Annotated in this window: 18 protein-coding genes and 1 pseudogene; 6 read left to right on the top strand and 13 right to left on the bottom strand. The window is 70.5% G+C overall.

The window, feature by feature from the left end; translation table 11 throughout:
* A pseudogene (locus tag D7X12_RS27295) lies at positions 1 to 188 on the top strand (hypothetical protein); the annotation flags it as partial.
* Positions 189 to 200: 12 nt separating this feature from the next.
* Here the strand turns inward: D7X12_RS27295 and D7X12_RS27290 are convergent.
* From D7X12_RS27290 to D7X12_RS27275, 4 genes are read right to left on the bottom strand one after another with little or no spacing between them, the layout of a single operon-like run.
* Positions 201 to 962 (bottom strand): GvpL/GvpF family gas vesicle protein, encoded by a 762-nt coding sequence (locus tag D7X12_RS27290; protein ID WP_120628197.1) that lies wholly within the window; start codon positions 960 to 962, stop codon positions 201 to 203.
* A gap of 23 nt (positions 963 to 985) precedes the next feature.
* Positions 986 to 1,396: a response regulator gene (locus D7X12_RS27285; RefSeq protein WP_120628196.1), complete on the bottom strand. Its 411-nt coding sequence runs from the start codon at positions 1,394 to 1,396 to the stop codon at positions 986 to 988.
* A complete protein-coding gene (locus D7X12_RS27280) occupies positions 1,393 to 3,534 on the bottom strand; it encodes a PAS domain-containing sensor histidine kinase (protein ID WP_120628200.1) in 2,142 nt (713 codons plus the stop codon). The genes D7X12_RS27285 and D7X12_RS27280 overlap by 4 nt, the downstream gene beginning before the upstream one ends.
* 4 nt (positions 3,535 to 3,538) lie before the next feature.
* On the bottom strand, positions 3,539 to 3,772 hold the full coding sequence (locus tag D7X12_RS27275) for a hypothetical protein (protein ID WP_120628195.1): 234 nt from the start codon (positions 3,770 to 3,772) through the stop codon (positions 3,539 to 3,541).
* Between the two features lie 233 nt (positions 3,773 to 4,005).
* Between D7X12_RS27275 and D7X12_RS27270 the strand changes: the two genes are divergently transcribed.
* From D7X12_RS27270 to D7X12_RS27260, 3 genes are all read left to right on the top strand, one after another.
* Positions 4,006 to 5,520 (top strand): FAD-dependent oxidoreductase, encoded by a 1,515-nt coding sequence (locus D7X12_RS27270; protein WP_120628194.1) that lies wholly within the window; start codon positions 4,006 to 4,008, stop codon positions 5,518 to 5,520.
* A gap of 76 nt (positions 5,521 to 5,596) precedes the next feature.
* Positions 5,597 to 6,085 carry a hemerythrin domain-containing protein gene (locus tag D7X12_RS27265; RefSeq protein ID WP_120628193.1) on the top strand — a complete coding sequence of 163 codons (489 nt, stop codon included), beginning with the start codon at positions 5,597 to 5,599 and terminating at the stop codon, positions 6,083 to 6,085.
* A gap of 66 nt (positions 6,086 to 6,151) precedes the next feature.
* Positions 6,152 to 6,835 (top strand): DNA-3-methyladenine glycosylase family protein, encoded by a 684-nt coding sequence (locus D7X12_RS27260; protein ID WP_120628199.1) that lies wholly within the window; start codon positions 6,152 to 6,154, stop codon positions 6,833 to 6,835.
* Between the two features lie 7 nt (positions 6,836 to 6,842).
* Here the strand turns inward: D7X12_RS27260 and D7X12_RS27255 are convergent, their stop codons facing one another.
* The 3 genes from D7X12_RS27255 to D7X12_RS27245 form a co-directional block, all read right to left on the bottom strand.
* A complete protein-coding gene (locus D7X12_RS27255) occupies positions 6,843 to 7,202 on the bottom strand; it encodes a GFA family protein (protein ID WP_120628192.1) in 360 nt (119 codons plus the stop codon).
* Between the two features lie 163 nt (positions 7,203 to 7,365).
* Entirely contained in the window at positions 7,366 to 8,142 is a 777-nt protein-coding gene (locus tag D7X12_RS27250; RefSeq protein WP_120628191.1) for a hypothetical protein, read from the bottom strand.
* 134 nt (positions 8,143 to 8,276) lie between these two features.
* On the bottom strand, positions 8,277 to 9,524 hold the full coding sequence (locus D7X12_RS27245; RefSeq protein WP_120628190.1) for an MFS transporter: 1,248 nt from the start codon (positions 9,522 to 9,524) through the stop codon (positions 8,277 to 8,279).
* Between the two features lie 80 nt (positions 9,525 to 9,604).
* Between D7X12_RS27245 and D7X12_RS27240 the strand changes: the two genes are divergently transcribed.
* Positions 9,605 to 10,294 carry an SIMPL domain-containing protein gene (locus D7X12_RS27240; RefSeq protein ID WP_120628189.1) on the top strand — a complete coding sequence of 230 codons (690 nt, stop codon included), beginning with the start codon at positions 9,605 to 9,607 and terminating at the stop codon, positions 10,292 to 10,294.
* Positions 10,295 to 10,315: 21 nt separating this feature from the next.
* On the opposite strand, the gene D7X12_RS27235 is transcribed toward D7X12_RS27240, so the two are convergent.
* The 4 genes from D7X12_RS27235 to D7X12_RS27220 all read right to left on the bottom strand — a co-directional run bounded on the left by D7X12_RS27235 (position 10,316) and on the right by D7X12_RS27220 (position 13,296).
* Positions 10,316 to 11,584 carry a pyridoxal phosphate-dependent aminotransferase gene (locus D7X12_RS27235; RefSeq protein WP_120628198.1) on the bottom strand — a complete coding sequence of 423 codons (1,269 nt, stop codon included), beginning with the start codon at positions 11,582 to 11,584 and terminating at the stop codon, positions 10,316 to 10,318.
* Between the two features lie 40 nt (positions 11,585 to 11,624).
* Positions 11,625 to 12,107 carry a DNA starvation/stationary phase protection protein Dps gene (gene dps, locus D7X12_RS27230; RefSeq protein WP_120613927.1) on the bottom strand — a complete coding sequence of 161 codons (483 nt, stop codon included), beginning with the start codon at positions 12,105 to 12,107 and terminating at the stop codon, positions 11,625 to 11,627.
* A gap of 100 nt (positions 12,108 to 12,207) precedes the next feature.
* Entirely contained in the window at positions 12,208 to 12,735 is a 528-nt protein-coding gene (locus D7X12_RS27225) for a carboxymuconolactone decarboxylase family protein (protein ID WP_120628188.1), read from the bottom strand.
* Between the two features lie 6 nt (positions 12,736 to 12,741).
* Positions 12,742 to 13,296, bottom strand: a complete 555-nt coding sequence (locus D7X12_RS27220) for a peroxiredoxin (protein WP_120628187.1) — start codon at positions 13,294 to 13,296, stop codon at positions 12,742 to 12,744.
* A gap of 229 nt (positions 13,297 to 13,525) precedes the next feature.
* Between D7X12_RS27220 and D7X12_RS27215 the strand changes: the two genes are divergently transcribed.
* The gene (locus tag D7X12_RS27215; protein WP_244224806.1) at positions 13,526 to 15,127 is read left to right on the top strand and encodes a sigma 54-interacting transcriptional regulator; all 1,602 of its coding nucleotides are present in this window, start codon (positions 13,526 to 13,528) and stop codon (positions 15,125 to 15,127) included.
* 45 nt (positions 15,128 to 15,172) lie between these two features.
* Here D7X12_RS27215 and D7X12_RS27210 read toward each other — a convergent pair whose 3' ends face one another.
* The gene (locus tag D7X12_RS27210) at positions 15,173 to 15,760 is read right to left on the bottom strand and encodes a hypothetical protein (protein WP_120628185.1); all 588 of its coding nucleotides are present in this window, start codon (positions 15,758 to 15,760) and stop codon (positions 15,173 to 15,175) included.
* Positions 15,761 to 15,855: 95 nt separating this feature from the next.
* A partial coding sequence (locus D7X12_RS27205; RefSeq protein WP_120628184.1) for a hypothetical protein occupies positions 15,856 to 17,029 on the bottom strand: 1,174 nt, incomplete at its 5' end.

Genomic DNA, 17,029 nt, shown 5'->3' with positions numbered 1-17,029 from the left:
CCCCCACGCCCGCCTTCCGCGTGGAGTACCAGCGCGGCGGCAAGCCCGTGGGCGAGCTCACCATGGCGAACACACCGGACGGCTCGTGGTACGCGCGCACCGAATTCACCCCGGGCTGGACGCGCATGGGCGGCGGCCTGGAGCCCCTCGCCGAGGAGGCCGTGAAGCTCACCGCGCCCCGGCGCTGAAGCCCGGGCCCGTCAGTGCGTCGCGACGGGCCCGGTCTCCACGTCCAGCCGTACGTCCACGAAGCTGTACGCCGGCCACGGCCCGGTGAAGCGGAAGGCATACACCTCCGTGCGCGCCGCCAGCGCCTTCACCCGGGCCTCGAACGCGGCCACCCGCGCCCGGTCCACCAGGAAGGCCGCGTTGAGCAGCATCCGCTCACCCAGCGGCGCCGCTTCCTGCATCGCCGCGGCCAGCGGACGCAGCCCATCGCGCAGCACGTCCATGTCCCGCCGCGTGCGCTCCAGCAGCGCCGCCTCCAGCCGCTGCTCGTGCTCCTCCTCCGGCTCCGAAGGCCCGCGCACCAGCTCCGGCGTCTCCTCCTCCAACTGGCGCGCCAGCGCGTCGCGGTGGAAGTGCACCTTCAACCCCAGCTCCACGCGCCCCTCCAGCGCCGTCAGCGCCTGGGTGAGCGGCGCGTGCGCCGTGCGCAGCAGCTCCCGCACGCGCTCCTCGGACGGCAGCACCGTGCCGAATGCCACCGGCATGACCGTGTGCTCGCGCAGCACCGCCTCCGTCACGCGCTGGTGCGACAGCAGGTGGGCCCGCGTGGGCGCCACCCGGAGGCCCGCCACGGCGGACACCACGGCCAGCAGTCCGCCCTCGCGCACCGCGTGCACCCGCGACGTGCCCAGCCCCGCGAGGTCCGGCTCCCAACCGTCATCCTCCCGCACGATGGCGTAGACGTAGCGTGGACCGGGCTCCCTCAAGGACTCCGCCTGCGTCTTCGTCGTCATGGCGCGCCCACCTCCCGACTGCGTCAGCGCGCCTGGGCCTCGTCGCGCCGCTTCACCATCAGCCTCACCTGATCCACCAGCGCGTCCGGCAGGCACGGCTTGGTGACGTACGCGTCACACCCGGCCTGGTTCGCGTCCTCCGAGTGCCCCTTCAGCGCATGGCCGGTGAGCGCCACCACCGGGATGTGCCGCGTGCGCGCGTCGCCCTTCAGCCGGCGCGTCGCCTCCCAGCCATCCATCACCGGCAGGGACAGGTCCATCAGGATGACGTCCGGCACCAGCTCGAAGGCCTTGTCCAGCGCCTCCTGGCCGTTCTTCGCCTCGGCCACGCGGAAGCCCGAGTACTCCAGGTACTCCGCGTACATCTCCCGGGCATCCTGGTAGTCATCCACCACCAGCACGAGCGGTTTGGGTTTTTCCGGGCTGTTCGTCATGTCCGTCTCGCGCGTCTTGGAAAGTGCAGGGTGAAGGTCGAACCCTGGCCCGGGCTGCTCTGGAGGGAGACGCGCCCCCCCAGCATCGCGGCCAGCCGACGGCAGATGGAGAGGCCCAGCCCCGTGCCCCCATAGGCCCGCGTGGGGGAGCTGTCCACCTGCTGGAAGTCCTCGAAGATCTTCTCCTGGTTCGACACGTCGATGCCGATGCCCGTGTCCTTCACGGAGATGGCGAAGGTGCTGGTGGCCACCTGATACTCCGCTGACACCTGCACGCCGCCCTCATGCGTGAACTTGAGCGCGTTGGACAACAGGTTGAGGACGATCTGCTTCACCTTCTGTCGGTCGCTCCACACGCCCGGCAGCTCGTCCTCCAGGTGCGTCTCCACCGCCAGCTTGCTGCGCGCGATGATGGGGTCCATCTCCGCCATCACCTCCTGGAGCAGCTCCGGCAGGCCGAAGTCCGTCAGGTGCAGCGGCATCCGCCCCGCCTCGATGCGGGTGATGTCCAATATCTCGTTGATGACCTCCAACAGGTGCCGCCCGTTGGAGTCGATGCGGGTGAGGTTGCGGCGCTGCGGGGGCGTCATCTCCCCGGACACGCCCTGCAGGAGCATGTTCGTGTAGCCGAGGATGGCGTTCAGCGGCGTGCGGAACTCATGCGACATGTTGGCCAGGAACTGCGACTTGGCCGCGCTCGCCTGCTCCAACTGGATGGCCTGCCGGCGCAGCTTCTCGTTCTGCTCCGCCAGCTCCGCGGTGGCGGACAGCACGCGCGCCTCCAGCTCGCTGGACACCTCCTTCACCCGCTCCAGCAGCCGCGCCCGCTCCAGCACCTCCGTGCGGTCGTGGAAGACGGTGACGATGCCCGTCAGCTCGCCCTGGTCGCCCAGCACCTTGCTGGCCAGGGCCTCCATGGGCAGCGGCGCGCCGGTGGCCGGGTCGTTCAGCGTCAGCTGGCTCTTCCAGCGCGACACGTCCGCGTGCACGTTCCCCAGCAGGTTGGACAGGAACGAGGCGAAGAGGGCTTCGTTGCCGCGCCCCCGCCGCCCGGTGGCCTCCCCAGGCTCGGCAGGCTCGGCCCCGTCGTGGAGCGGGGGCGGGGCGAAGAGGCGCTCGGCGGGGTCGTTCATCATCACCATGCCGCCTGCGGGGTCGGACAGGATGATGGGGTCCGCCACCGAGTCCAGCACCCGGTCCAACCGGTGGCGCTCGCTGCGCGCCTCGCGCTCGGTGGCGCGCAGCCGCCGGTAGCTCTCCCCCAGCGCCTGCGCGGCGCGGCCCAGGTCCGTCACGTTGCGCAGCACGCTCACCACCACCGCGGGCCCGTCCGGCGCGAGCACCGGCGTGGTCACCAGCTCGAAGAGCAGGTCCATGCCTTCCACCGGATCCACCAGCGGCACCTCGCGCCGGTGCACCCCCGTGGCGCCCCCCTGCGCGAGCGTCTCCCGGAACAGGCGCTGGTTGAGCTCCACCGCGCGCGCCCGCCCGGGGCTCGCGTCCGGACCCGCCACCAGCAGCGCCTCCCCGCGGCCGTTGGCGAAGAGCAGCCCGCCTTCGGCGTCCGTCAGCAGCACCGGATCCGACACCGCGTTGATGACCCGGCGCAGCAGCCGGTCCGGCTCCGGCCGGCGCGGCGCCCGCGCATCCGAGGCCACGAGCCGCGCGATGAGCGGCCCCGCGCACGACGCCACCCACGCCACGTCCTGGGGCACGTGGGGGACGCCGGGCCCGGACAGCTCCACCGCCAGCAGCGCGACCGCGGGCGCCCCGGGCCGGCCCAGCGGCACCGCCAGCAGGCCCCCCGGAAACGCGGCGCCCTCCAGCGCGTCCGCGGACAACCCGCGCGCCCCGGGCCGCGTGCGGAAGGACGAAAGCGACGAGGCCGGCGCATCCCAGGCCCGCGCGAGCACCGCCTGCTGCGCTCCCGTCAGCCCCTCGCTCGCCAGGCACACGGAGGCCGTGCCGCTGTCGCCCGGCCCCACGCAGGCGACGGCTGCGCCGAACTGCCGCGCGAGCCACTCCACCACCGCCCGCGCGCACGCGACGGCGGACTCGCAGGCGAGCAGGTGCTCGGCGAGCGCGAGGCGCGCCCCGGCAGGGGCTTCAACGGGGGGCAGCGGGGCTGGAGACGCCACGAACTTACGCTCCGGGTGAGGGTGCACGCGGCGCAAGTCCGCGTTCCGGCGAGTCTGCGGTGCGGACCTCCGAAAATGCCACCACGATGCGCGCCTCTTCTTCCGACGGCGCGGCAGGCGACGGCGCGGCAGGACCCAGGTCGGCCAGGGCCCTCGCGTCGAACCGCAACCCCCGGTCCAGCACGCGGTCCAGGATGTCCACCAGGCTGGCGACGCCAGCGATGCGTTCCACGGGCATCTCGACTCCGCTCCTCGGCCCGCCCGGCGCGGACCCTCGGCCCCGTTCCGTTCTTAACGCGGGGGGGGCACGCACCCCAGCCCCTCGCGTCCCCGGCTCCTGACTTGCCAACACCCGGGGCCGCACTCTGTTGGGTCGCGCACAACCCGCGCTGGGCAGCCAGCCGAGCAGGTCCCAGGCCCACCCGTGCCGCCCGGCTTATGCCCCGAGGGCCCCATTCCTAGCCTTGAGCCATGACTGACGAGCGCCTCCACAAATCCCTCTGGACGGTGACGACCCCGACCCGGGACTTCCCCCGCCTGCCCGGCGACCTCGCCGTGGACGTGGCCATCATCGGCGGCGGCATGGCGGGCCTGACGACGGCCTGGCTGCTCAAGCGCGCGGGCAAGAAGGTGGCGGTGCTGGAGATGCACCGCGTCCTCTCCGGCCAGACGGGGCAGACGACGGCGCACCTCACGGAGCTGCTGGACACGCCCTACACCACGCTCCTCCAGGACTTCGGCGACAAGGGCGCCCACCTGGCCGCGTCCTCCGTGCGGGCCGCGATTGAACAGATTGCCTCGCTGGTGGAGTCGCTCTCCATCCCGTGCGGCTTCACGCGGGTGCCGGCCTTCCGGTACGCGGAGACCGACCGCGAGCTGCGCGAATTGCTGCTGGAGGTGTCCGCCGCGCGGCAGGTGGGGCTCTTGGCGTCGTTCACCAAGGACGTGCCCCTGCCGTTCCCCGTGAAGGGCGCGTTGCGCGTGGAGGATCAGGCGCTGTTCCACCCGCGCGAGTACCTGCTCGCGCTCGCGGACCGCATCCCCGGGGACGGCTGTCATCTTTTCGAGAACACCCAGGTGGTGGACCTGTACGACGGCACACCCTGCCGCGTCGTCACCGAGCACGGCACCGTCACCGCGCAGACCGTGGTGGAGGCCACCACCACGCCGCTCAACCGCGTGGCGATGCACACCAAGCTCTACCCCTACCGCACCTACGCGGTGGCGGGTCCGCTGACGGGACCGCTGGAGCCGGGCCAGTACTACGACAGCCGCGACCCCTATCACTACATCCGCACGCAGCAGGTGGACGGCGTGCCGTACGCCATCGTGGGCGGCGAGGACCACAAGGTCGGCGCGGAGCAGGACACGGCCTCGTGCTTCGCCGCGCTGGAGGACTACACGCGCAAGCACCTGCCCGTGCGCGACATCACCCACCGCTGGTCGGGCCAGGTCATCGAGCCCGCGGACGGGCTGCCCTATATCGGCCGCAACGTGGGCAGCCGCCACGTCTACGTGGCCACGGGCTTCTCCGGCACGGGCATGACGTTCGGGACGCTCGCCGGCATGCTGCTGTCCGACCTCATCCTCGGCAACCAGAACCCCTACGCCGCGCTCTACGCCGCGGGCCGCGTGAAGCCCAAGGCGGGCGCCAAGGACTTCATCCAGGAGAACGCGGACGTGGCCTTCCGCTTCGTCGCGGACCGGCTGGCGAAGCCGGACGGCCACCACCTGGCGGACGTCGCGCCGGGCGAGGGAAAAATCCTGGAGGTGGAGGGCCGCAAGGTGGCCGTCTACCGCGAGGACGACGGCACCGCGCACGCGGTGTCCCCGGTGTGCACGCACCTGGGCTGCCACGTGCACTGGAACAACGCGGAGCGCTCGTGGGACTGCCCGTGTCACGGCGGACGCTTCAGCCCCACGGGGCGGGTGCTCAACGGCCCGGCGGTGAAGGACCTGGAGTCGCGGAAGTTGCCGGTGAAGTGAAAGTGCGAGCGGGTGGGCTTCCCTTCTGGCGGATCCACCCCCATCTATCTGCACCTACATCGTACCCGGAGGCAATATGCACGCGCTGGAGCTCCTCAAGCAGCAGCACGAAGAGGTGTCCAAGCTGTTCAAGAAGTACGAGAAGCTGGCGGATCACGACGACGAGGAGCGCCAGGAACTCTTCGAGCAGATCGCGGACCGGCTGGGGGCGCACGCGAAGATTGAAGAGCTGTACTTCTACCCGGCGATGAAGAAGGACGACACCGAGGACGACCTGCGCGAGGCCGTGGAGGAGCACCTCGTCGTCAAGCGCCTCATCGCGGACCTCATCTCCATGGACGCGGCGGACGAGGAGTTCGACGCCAAGATGAAGGTCCTCCAGGAGAACGTGGAGCACCACGTCGAGGAGGAGGAGAAGGACCTCTTCAAGTCCGCGCGCAAGCTCCTGACCAAGGAGCAGCTCGAGGACCTGGGCATCCAGATGGAGGAGGAGTTCGACACCCTGATGGAGGGCGAGCCCCGCATGGACGTGCCGGAGGAGACGGACCGCGCCGCGCCCATCTAGTCCTTCCAAGCCCGGGCGACAGGAATCGGGGTTGCGCGTGGCAAGGGGCCGGGCAGCATGCGGTCCATGCCTCGCGCCCCCGCTCCGTCCCTTCCGCTGCTCCCCGAGGCGTACACGCCCGCCGTGCGGCGCTCGCTCCTGCGCGCCGACCCGGCGCTGGCCCCTCTCTTCAAGACGGTGGGCCCGTTCCGGATGGAGCGGCAGCCGCTGCACAGCCCCTTCGAGGCGCTGGCGCACTCCATCGTCTATCAGCAGCTCCACGGCCGCGCGGCGGCGACCATCTTCGGGCGCGTGTGCGAGCGCGTGGGGCAGGGCCGGGGCTTCACGCCGCAGAAGCTGCTGGCGCTGCCGGACCTGACGCTGCGCGAGGCGGGGCTGTCCGCCAACAAGCTGCTGGCCCTGCAGGACCTGGCGCGCAAGACGGTGGATGGCACCGTGCCGCCCCTGGCCCGCGTGCGGCGCATGTCCGACGCGGACCTCGTGGAGCACCTCACCCAGGTGCGGGGCATTGGCCCGTGGACCGTGGAGATGCTGCTCATCTTCCGCCTGGGCCGGCCGGACATCCTGCCCGTGGACGACTACGGCGTGCGCAAGGGCTTCATGGTCGCCCACGGCCTGAAGGAGATGCCCAAGCCCAAGGCGCTCCTCGCGTACGGCGAGCGCTGGCGCCCCTTCCGCACGGTGGTGAGCTGGTACCTGTGGCGGGCGGCGGACCTGCCCGTGGGCACGTTCGCGCCGCCCCAGCCCTAGGCCCGGCTCAGGTGTCCCGGCCGTTGTACGGCATCGGCGTGAGGGTGGAGAGGTCCACGCCGTCCAGGCAGCGCACGTTGATGGCGTACATCCGCTTGCCATCCGGGCCCTTGCCGGTGCCGTAGGACTGCACGCCGCACGTGGGGCAGAACAGGTGCTCGATGACCTTCTTGTTGAACTGGTAGAGCGTCTGCGAGTCCGCGCCGGAGATGGGCTTGAACTGCTCGGGCGACACGAACGTCAGCAGCAGGCCGTGCTTGGAGCAGATGGAACAATTGCAGCTGATGACCTGCGCCAGGTCCGTCTGCGCCTCGTACCGGACCTGTCCACAGTGGCATGCGCCCGCGTACGTCTTCATCTCCGCCATGACTCTTCTCCTTCAGGGGGTCGTGAGGCCCGGGCCGGAGCGTGTGCTCCGCCCACCCGGACCGCGGCGCGCATCAATGAATGGAGGCGGCGGGGACTGCAAGAGACTCCGGGAGCACAGGGCCCCCGGAGCGCTCTTTGCGGCGGTGCGTCAGGACTTCGGATCAGTCAGAGGCGGTCATCACGGAGACCATGCGCACGAAGCGACGGTCGGTGCTCACCGCGGCGATGACGTAGCCGCCCGTCCAGCCCGGCGCGCCGCAGCCGCGGCAGCTCCAGTAGGAGCGGTAGAGGCGGTTGCTGTTGCGGGAGATGGCGGTGATGAAGGCCGTCGCGCCCTCCACCTCGTCCACGGACGGCGTGCCGGAGACGGCGTTGCCGCTGAGCATCGCGATGAGCTCCTTCACCGTGATGGGTTCGAAGATGCTGCTCTGCGGGCCGTAGGCGTAGCTGAACGTCTCGCCCAGGGTGGCCTGGTTCGCGACGCCCTGTCCGTTGGCGATGTAGCCCTCCTGGATCTCCGAGGCGAGCGCCAGCGGGCCGGTGGCGCCGTACAGCGACGCGGCGGTGTTGGCCACGGGGTTCAGGTACAGGGGCGCGGACACGAAGGTCGCGTCGTTCACCTCGTAGAAGTCCGCGAAGTACTTCGCCGCGGTGCCCGTCAGCGACTGCTGGAAGGGCGTGTCGCTGAGGCGCGTGGCGAGGTACGCGCGCTCCGCGGTGTCCACGCCCGTGGGGCCGCCGGTGTCATTGAGGAACGCGTTGAGCGCGGTGCGGATCTCCGAGCGCACGATGGTGGCGCCGCCCGGGCTGGTGGCGGTGCGCGCGGCGGTGATGCTCGCCTCGAAGGCGGGGATGCTGGTGGCGGACGTGGCGAACGCCGCCGGCGCCGTGAGCAGGACGAGCCCGCCCACGATGGACTTCATCGACTGGGACATCATGAGGCACCTCTTCATTCGCGGCCGCCGGAGGACCGGCCCGCGTCGGGGGGAACTTCAGACGACGGAGTGGCAAGTACCACGGCCGGCTGACATGCCCCGCGTGAGGTTCCTGTGACGTTCCTGCCTGGAAGGTTTCACGCCACGGAGGACGGTGCGGGCGCGGGGGCGCGGCGGCGCAGGGGCCAGAGCAGCGCGAGGAACCCAGCGGACAGCGCGACGCCCAGCAGGAACACGTTCGCGTAGCCCCAGCCGCCGAACTTCGGATCCGCGAGCAGCCCCGCGATGGGCCCCGCGGGCGCCTTGCCCGCGACCTCCATGCTGGCCAGCAGCGTGAAGTGCGTGGCGCCGATGCGGCGGTCGGTGCGCGACATCATGAAGGCGAACATCACGGTGGTGAGCGCGCCGCCGAAGAACTCCTCCGCCAGGGTGATGCCCAGCACGCCCGCGTCGCTGATGCCCACCTGCGTGAGCACCCAGCGGCCCGCGAGCGGAATCAACCGCAGCGTGCCGGTGAGGGCCACCGCGCCCAGCAGCGGCAGCCGCGCCGCGAGCAGCCCGCCACAGGTGGACCCGAGCAGCGACGCGGCGGTGCCCCACGTGCCCACCCACAAACCAATCTGCGCGGGCGTGTAGCCGGCGTCCACGAGGAAGGGCTTGTAGAGGACGTCGGACATCGACTCGCCCAGCTTGTACGTGCCGATGAAGAGCAGCAGCCACCCGGTGCCCGGCAGCGTGAGCACGCCCTTGATGCGTAAGAAGACCGCCCGCCAGTCCAGCTTCGGCGCGTCGGGGCCTGCCTCTTCGCGGGGGGGCGGCTCGCGCACGAAGAGGACGACGGTGAAGACCGCGAGGCACAGCGCGGACATCACCCAGAACAGGCCCGTCCAGCCGATGCGCGAGCTGGCCCAGACGAGCAGCCCGCCTCCGGTGAGCATGCCCAGCTTGTAGCCCACGACCTGCGCGGTGTTGCCCAGGCCCAGCTCCTCCGGACGCAGCAGGTCCACCGCGAAGCCGTCCACCGCGATGTCCTGGGTGGCGGCGAAGAGGTTCATCACGAAGATGAGGCCCAGGAGCAGCGGCAGCGAGTCACTGTCCGCGGCGAGGGCCGCTCCCGCGCACGCGAGGGCCAGGCCTGCCTGCATGGGCAATATCCACGAGCGGCGCCGGCCCACGCGCTCGGAGCCGTAGCGGTCCACCAGCGGGGCCCACAGGGCCTTGAGCATCCACGGCAGCGACAGCGCGCCCGCGAACCCCAGCGCGGCCAGCGAGACGCCGCGCGTGCGCAGGTAGACGGGCAGCGCCGTCACCTGGAAGCCGAACGGCAGCCCCTGCACGAAGTAGAGCGCGCACAACAGCCACAGCCGGGACGGAAAGCGTCGCATGGTCGCGCGCGAGCATAGGCGAGGCGGGGGCCTATACTCCCGGGCTTCCCACCGCGTGGGGACTGGACGAAGAGGGACACATGCCGGAGCAGGCAGGAACCGAGTCGGGGATCATCGTCGTGGAGCTGGCCGCCGACCACGAGCTGGAGGCGGACCACGTGGACGCGGTGGTGGAGGTGAAGGCGTCGGCGTTCTTCGCCGGCACCGCGGCCTTCACCAACGCGAAGGAGGTGGCGGTGCTGGTGCGCGGCCTGGAGGACCTGGGCGTGCCCCGGACGGCCTTCTCGCTCCAGGCGGTGCAGGCGGAGACGACCGAGGGGCTGCTCACGCGCTCCTCTTCCGCGACCTACACGGTGCGCATCCGGCTGGAGCAGCTGGAGCGGGTGGGGGACGTGCTCGCGGCCTGCACCGCCGTGAAGCATGCGACGCTGCGCGAGCTGCGGTGGGGCTACGCGCGGGAGCTGGCGGCGCGCCAGGAGTGGATGGAGGCGCTGGCCGCGGAGTCGGTGAAGAAGGCGCGCCGGGTGGCCACGGGGCTGGGCGTGAAGCTCGCGGGGCTGCACCGCTTCAGCGAGCGCACGTCGGAGTCGCCGCCCTTCAACCCGGGCCGTGGCGGCTACGGGGGCGGCCATGAGGACGTGACGCTCCTGTCCTCCGCCGTCTCCTACGGCAAGGGCCGCGCGTCCCTGGGCTTCACCGTGGCGCACCGCAAGAAGGTGCACGTGATGGCCACGGCGGAGTTCCGCACGGCGCCGGCCCCGGAGTCCTGAGCGGGGCCGGGCCGCGGTCCCTCAGGGCGCGGGCGTGTGCTTCAGGACGAGCGCCTCCAGCCGTTGCAGCGCCTTCTCCAGCGTCTCCCACGAGGGGCCGAAGGACAGGCGCACGTAGCTGCGGAAGCGCGAGGCCCGCGCGCGGCGCTTGCCGGGGTTCACGTCGAAGAACTCCCCGGGCACGGTGATGACCTGGTGCTCCAGCGCGGCGCGGAAGAACGCCATGCCGTCGTTGAGCGGCGCGGGCAGCCCGGACAGGTTGCCCCAGACATAGAACGTCCCGTCCGGCGCCCGGTCCGTGCGGATGCCCAGCCGCTCCAGCCGCGAGTGGAACCTGTCCCGCTTCTCCCGGAAGGTGGAGTGGATGGCGCGCGTCTCCGCCACCACCGTGTCCTCCTGGAGCAGCGGGATGGCCGCGCGCTGCAGGGGCCGGCTGCCGCCGCCGTCGAGGAAGCTGCCCGCGCTCGCCACCGTGTCGATGACCTGCCTGGGCCCCACCGTCCACGTCATGCGCCAGCCCGGGTAGCGCCAGTTCTTGGTGAGCCCGTCGAAGAGCACCACCGGGTCGCGGTTCACGTCCTCCACGTACCGCGCGGCGCTCTCCACCGGCAGCACGCCCGGACGGCCCGTCCAGATGTAGTGCGAATAGAACTCGTCGATGAGCAGCGAGCACTCCAGCTCCCGCGCGACGCCCACCCACCGCGCCAGCTCCTCGCCCTGCACCAGCTTGCCGGTGGGGTTGCACGGGTTGGAGAAGAGCAGCGCGGACAGGCCGCGCCCTTGAATCTCCCGGCGCAGATCCTCGTGCGTGAAGGCGTAGCCGCGCTCGCCCTCCAGCAGGATGGGGATGGCGGTGAACGCCTTGAAGACGTCCAGCAGCTCCTCGTAGGCGGTGTAGTCGGGCAGGAAGTGGCCCAGGTTCACGCTGCCCAGGCTCGCCGCGGCGCGGGTGAGGGCCGCGCGGCCACCGCCGGACAGGCTCACGTTCTCCGCGCTATACTGGCTGGGCATCCCCTTGCGGTAGAGGCGGTTGTAGAGGCTGGCGATGGCCTCGCGCAGCTCCCACAGCCCCGCGACGGGCGCGTACTCCTGGTCCGCCATGTCCACCGTCACCTGGCCCACGCGGGGCGGGGCGCCGGGCAGGTCGCCCGTCTCCGGCTGACCCTGGCCCAGGTTGCACCAGTCCGGGTCGCCGGGACGGTAGCCGCGGCGCGTGGCCTCGGCGGTGACGAAGATGACGCCCGTGCGGGGCACGGTGCGGAACGCATGCAGGGGGATGCTTTCGCTCACGAAGGACACGCTAGCGCGCCCCCTGCTTCGGTGCAGCCTTTCAGCCTTCCAGCGACGCGCGCAGGAACCAGGCGTGCTTCTCGAACTCGGTGATGATGCCGGTGAACAGGTCCACCGTGTCCGTGTCCTGGTGCGACTCCACCTGCTTGCGGCTGTCGCGAAGGCCGGCCAGGTAGACCTCGATGCGCTCGGCCAGCAGCTTCACGTGCTCCAGGTCGCGCGACGTCTCCTGCGGGTACTCGGGCAGGCGGCTGTGCGTGCCCACGTGGCGGCTGGTGCCGTACGCCCGGCCCCCCAGCGTCACCGCGCGCTCCGCGATGGAGTCGTTGTGGTTGGCGAGGCTCACCGCGAACGTTTCGAACAGCGGGTGCAGCGCGGCGAACTGCGGCCCCTTGATGTTCCAGTGGGCGACCTTGATCTGCGAGTGCAGGTCCAACCCGTCCGACAGCCGCTCGTTGAGGGTGGCGTTGATGGCCGTGCGGGCCTGCTCGGAGAGGGGACTGGGGCTCTTGTAGAGGGCCATGGTGATGCGCTCCTTCTTGGAAGAGGGTTGGAAACAAAGCGCCCCCCGGTGTCTCCACCGGAGGGCGCCAGGAACTTCATCTCAATCAGCGCGAAGGGCCTTAGGACTCCAGGCCCACCGCCGCCGCGTGGATGACGCTGGCGATGCGAACCGCGTCGTGCACGTGGTCCTCGGTGAGGCCGCCGTCCAGCACGACCTTCTCGTGGTTCTGGATGCACATCTCGCAGCCGTTGATGGCGCTGACCGCGAGGCAGACCAGCTCGAAGTCCACCTTGTTCGTCAGCACCTGCGCGAGCCGGTTCATCCGCAGTCCCGCCCGCTTGGTCGCGTACGACTCCTTCCCGACCATGTGACGGAACCGATAGAAGACGTTGTTCATCGCCATCAGCGAGGCCGCCGCACGCGCGTCCTCGATGACCGGCCCGGACTTCTCACCCAGCGCCGTCTTCGCCTCGTTCAGCATGGCCTCCTTCAGCCGCTCGTTCCGGGCGGCGAAGGCGCATGCCACGGCCGTTCCCCAGCGCTGCTCGGGGGTGAGGGTCGTGCTCTCCAGGACGGCGGAGAGGTTGAGGCGGGTGTCCTTGTGGACGTCCGCGAGTTCGCTGCGGACGACTTCGAGCGAGGCCATGGTCCGTTACCCCGCCTTCTGCAGCTTCGTGGTGAGCGTCTCCTCACCCTTCTGCCAGTTGCACGGGCACAGCTCGTCCGTCTGGAGCGCGTCCAGCGTGCGGACGGTCTCCTTGACGTTGCGGCCCACGGACAGGTCGTTCACGGACACGTGGCGGATGATGCCCTCGGGGTCCGCGATGAACGTGGCGCGCAGGGCCACGCCCTCCTCCTTGTGGAGGATGCCCAGCGCGCTGGACAGCTCGCGCTTGATGTCCGCCAGCATCGGGAAGGGCAGGTTCTTCAGGTCCGGGTGGTGCGTGCGCCACGCGTGGTGCACGAACTCGCTGTCGGTGCTCAGGCCCAGAACCACCGCGTCGCGGTCGTTGAAGTCCTTGTTGTGCTTGCCGAACTCCGCGATCTCCGTGGGGCAGATGAACGTGAAGTCCTTCGGCCACGCGAACAGGACCGTCCACTTGCCCTTGTAGGTCTCGTTCGTGATGTCCTGGAACTCCTTGTTCTTCTCCAGGCTCACGGTGCCCTTCAGCTTGAAGTTCGGAAGCTTGTCGCCGACGGTCAGCATGGTTTCGACTCCTTGGGATGGGGGGCGGGCCATCGTGGTCCACCCCAGAGGTTGTGGTTGCTACGGGGTATAGCAGCTACCGTGCCAGTGCTTCATTGCTGTGATTCCAGGGGTTTGCTTCGGACCCTGTCATCAGCACCGACGGGGCGGTGCTGCCGGGACGGTGAATAACGAAATCCCGGTGCTTGTCGCCACTGCAATTTCGGTGGGTCGCTATTATCGCCTACACATGCCGGATGAACTGATGGGGCGCCACCCGGAAGTGACGCAGGATGCTCGTGAGCTGGTCGAGCTGGCAACCACTGAAGAGGGGGTGGGGGAGCTGCTCCGTCGGGGATTGGACTGGCTGACGCGCGTGGTGCCCTTCGACCTGGCCACGCTCTTCCTCCTGAAAGAGGGGAAGCTGGAGGCGGTCGCGGCGCGCGGCCCCCTGGCCAACCAGGCGGTGCGGCACCACTCGCTGCAGCTGTCGGACTTCCCGTCCTTGCGCCATGCGCTGGAGACGCGCCGCGCGCGGGCGTTCACGGAAGAGGACCACGCGCACGGGGACGGCGACCCGTTCGACGGGGTGTTGGATCTGCCCGCGGGGCACTCGTGCATGGTGGTGCCGCTGTGCGCGGGGGAGCGCTGCTACGGCGTGCTGACGTTGGACCGCGCGGAGTGCGTCGCGTACGCGCAGCCGGTGGTGGACCTGGTGGAGGTGTACGGGCAGATGCTGGCCACGGCGCTCCAGGGCGCAGAACAGCGGGGCGTGGCGGAGCGGCTGCACCGCCAGGACCACGAGCACGCGAAGCTCCTGGAGTCGCAGCTGGGCGGGGACTCGGAGGGCATCCTGGAGTCGTCGCTGAGCCCGGTGATGCGCGACCTGTCACGCCGGGCGCGGCAGGTGGCGGAGACGGACACGCCGGTGCTGATCACGGGTGAGACGGGCACGGGCAAGGAGCGGCTGGCACGGGCCATCCACCGTTGGAGTTCTCGCGGGGACCAGCCCTTCGTGTCGCTCAACTGCGCGGCGATTCCGGCGGGACTGCTGGAGAGCGAGCTGTTCGGCCACGTGAAGGGCGCCTTCACCGGGGCGAACCGCGACCGGGCGGGCCGCTTCCAGATGGCGAACGGGGGCACGCTGCTGCTGGATGAGATTGGCGAGCTGCCGGTGGAGCTGCAGGCGAAGCTCTTGCGCGCGCTCCAGGAGAAGGCCTTCGAGCCGGTGGGCAGCGACAAGACGGTGAAGGCGGACGTGCGCATCCTCGCGGCGACGCACGTGGACCTGCATCAGGCCATCGCGCAGAAGCGCTTCCGCGAGGACCTCTTCTACCGGTTGAGTGTCTTCCCGCTGCGGCTGCCGCCGTTGCGCGAGCGGCGCGAGGACCTGCCGCAGCTCACCGTGTTCCTCCTGGAGGAGCAGGCGCGGAGAATCGGCCGGCGCGGCATGCGGGTGACGCCTTCGGGGCTGGAGCGGCTGGCGGCGTATGACTGGCCGGGCAACCTGCGCGAACTGGCGAACGCGCTGGAGCGCGCCACCATCCTGACGAGCGGCCAGGAGCTGTCGGCGCAGTCCTTCGACCTGCCGGTGGGGCGTGCCGTCACGAGCGCGCAGTTGGTGGGTTCAGTGGAGGCTCCGGCGCCGTTGTCCGCCGGGGCGCCGGTGGCGACGCTGGCGGCGGTGCAGCGCGAGCACATCCTGCGGGTGCTGACGCTCACCCGGGGCCGCGTCTACGGCGAGGGCGGTGCGGCGGCGCTGCTGGGGCTCAAGCCGTCCACGTTGCAGAGCCGGATGAAGAAGCTGGGCATCGCGCGGGTGGAGGGCTTCACGGCCGCCGAGGATGCGTGACGGGCGGGGCCGTCTTGCGGCCCCTTCCCGTCGTCTCCCGCGGCCTCAGTACCAACGGCGGTCCTCGCGGGCCTCGCGGCGGTCCTCGCGCAGCTCCTGACGGTTCTGCGCCTGTTCGGAGCGCGCCAGCTGGACCAGGTCCGCGAGCAGCATGCGCTTGCGCTGGACGCTGCCGCTGTCCATGCGGCCGTAGAGGTTGTTCAGCTGCTGGGCGATGGCGCGCGTCTCGCGCAGGGCGCGGGACTCCTGGCGGGCGTCGCGCACGTCGTCGCGGCGGTCCTGGCGGTCGTCCCGGCGGTTGCCGTCGTAGCGCACCTCGCGGGTGCTGGTGCGCACCTCGCGCTTGTCCTGGGCCAGCTCGCGGTGGGACTCGTGCAGCTCCGCCGCCACGTAGTCGCGCACGTCCTGCTCCACCCGCATCAGGTCGCGGCGCGCGTAGCGTCCACGGGCCGAATCGTAGCGGGAGAGCAGCGACTCCACCTCCCGCAGGTCGTGGCGGTCGTCGCGGGTCTCGCGGGCGTCCTGCCGCAGCTCCTGACGGTCCTGCATCGGCTCGGACGGCCTGCGGAAGTCACCTGCGTGGGCCAGGACCGGGAGGGACAGCGCCATCGTTGCCAGCAGCCACTTCGCCATGGGGGAGTCTCCTGAAGAGCGTGTCTGCCCTGATGGACGGGGCAGCACGTCGCGCATTCAAGGGCCGGGACTCCCCCGGCGTGTACTCCCGGCGCCTACGACACGGCGGGTGCGGGGGCCCTCTTCGGCGCGGGGGGCGCCACGGGGTAGTGGGCCTCCTTGCCGAAGGGCTGGTCGAACAGGTGCGGATCCGACTGGCGCGTGCGGAAGAGGTCCACGATGTAGTTCATCCGCTGGTCCAGCTTGCTCCAGTCCTTGGCCCCCGAGCCCTTGAGGCTGTCGGGCGAGGAGTCCATGCGGCCGAGCAGCTCGCGCAGCTTGGGGTCTTCAATCGTGCGCAGGTGGGGCGGGAAGAGGGTGTCCTCCATGCCCGGGGGCGGCGGCAGGTCGTTGCCCAGCTTCAGCGCGCCGCCGGGGACCGCGAGCTTCATCATGTGCTCGGTGGCGATGCCGCGGAACACGTCCGCCAGCTTGTCCACCAGCGGGTTGACGACGAGGTCCACCACGCCCGACTTGATGGCGGCCTTGGCGGCGAGGTTGGCGGGGAAGGGCAGCGCGTTGGCGCCCGCCTCGATGCTCTTGTCGAGGATGTTGCGGAAGACATCCTTCACCGGCGAGTTGAGCGCCTTCTCCACGTAGGACTGAAGCTGGGTCTGCTCGTGCAGGCCCACGGTGTTGTTGGCGAGCAGCATCAGCTCGGCCTTCTTGTTCGGGTCCTTCTCGAACATGGCCTGTGCGTAGTTGCCGAAGGCCTCCTTCAAGAGCGGCTTGTCCTGGGGGAAGCCGTCCAGGTACTTCTGGAGCTTGGCGGGGTCGAGCTGGGTGTCACCCTGGAAGGTCTCCACGAACCGGGCGAACTCGTGGCCCACCTCCTTGAAGACGAACTGGTTGCCATCCGCGATGGCCTTGCTGATGTTGTTGAGCGCGTCCGAGCCCGCCTTGGTGATGTCGCCCAGGGGCAGGGCGGGCAGGCCCAGCTTGCGCAGCACGTCGTCCACCTTGGACATCGCCTCGCCAATGACGCCGCCGCCCTTGAGGGCGTCCACGAACACCTTCGGCATGTCCTCCTGGCGGATGCTCGCGCCGGCCTGCTTCGAGGCCCAGGTGGCGAACGTGGACCAGTTGGCGTTCTCCTTGCCCACCAGGGTCCCCATCGCGTCGGACAGGTCGTGGTAGGCCTGGGTGATGGCCAGGTTGCGCTCCACCGGGTCCGTCATCGCGGCGATCTTCGCCACGTCCGCGGTGGTGGGGTAGGTGCCCGGGGTGGGG

It is taken from the genome of Corallococcus sicarius, from assembly GCF_003611735.1.
GTDB lineage: Bacteria > Myxococcota > Myxococcia > Myxococcales > Myxococcaceae > Corallococcus > Corallococcus sicarius.
This window is presented reverse-complemented; position numbering and strand designations above follow the sequence as displayed.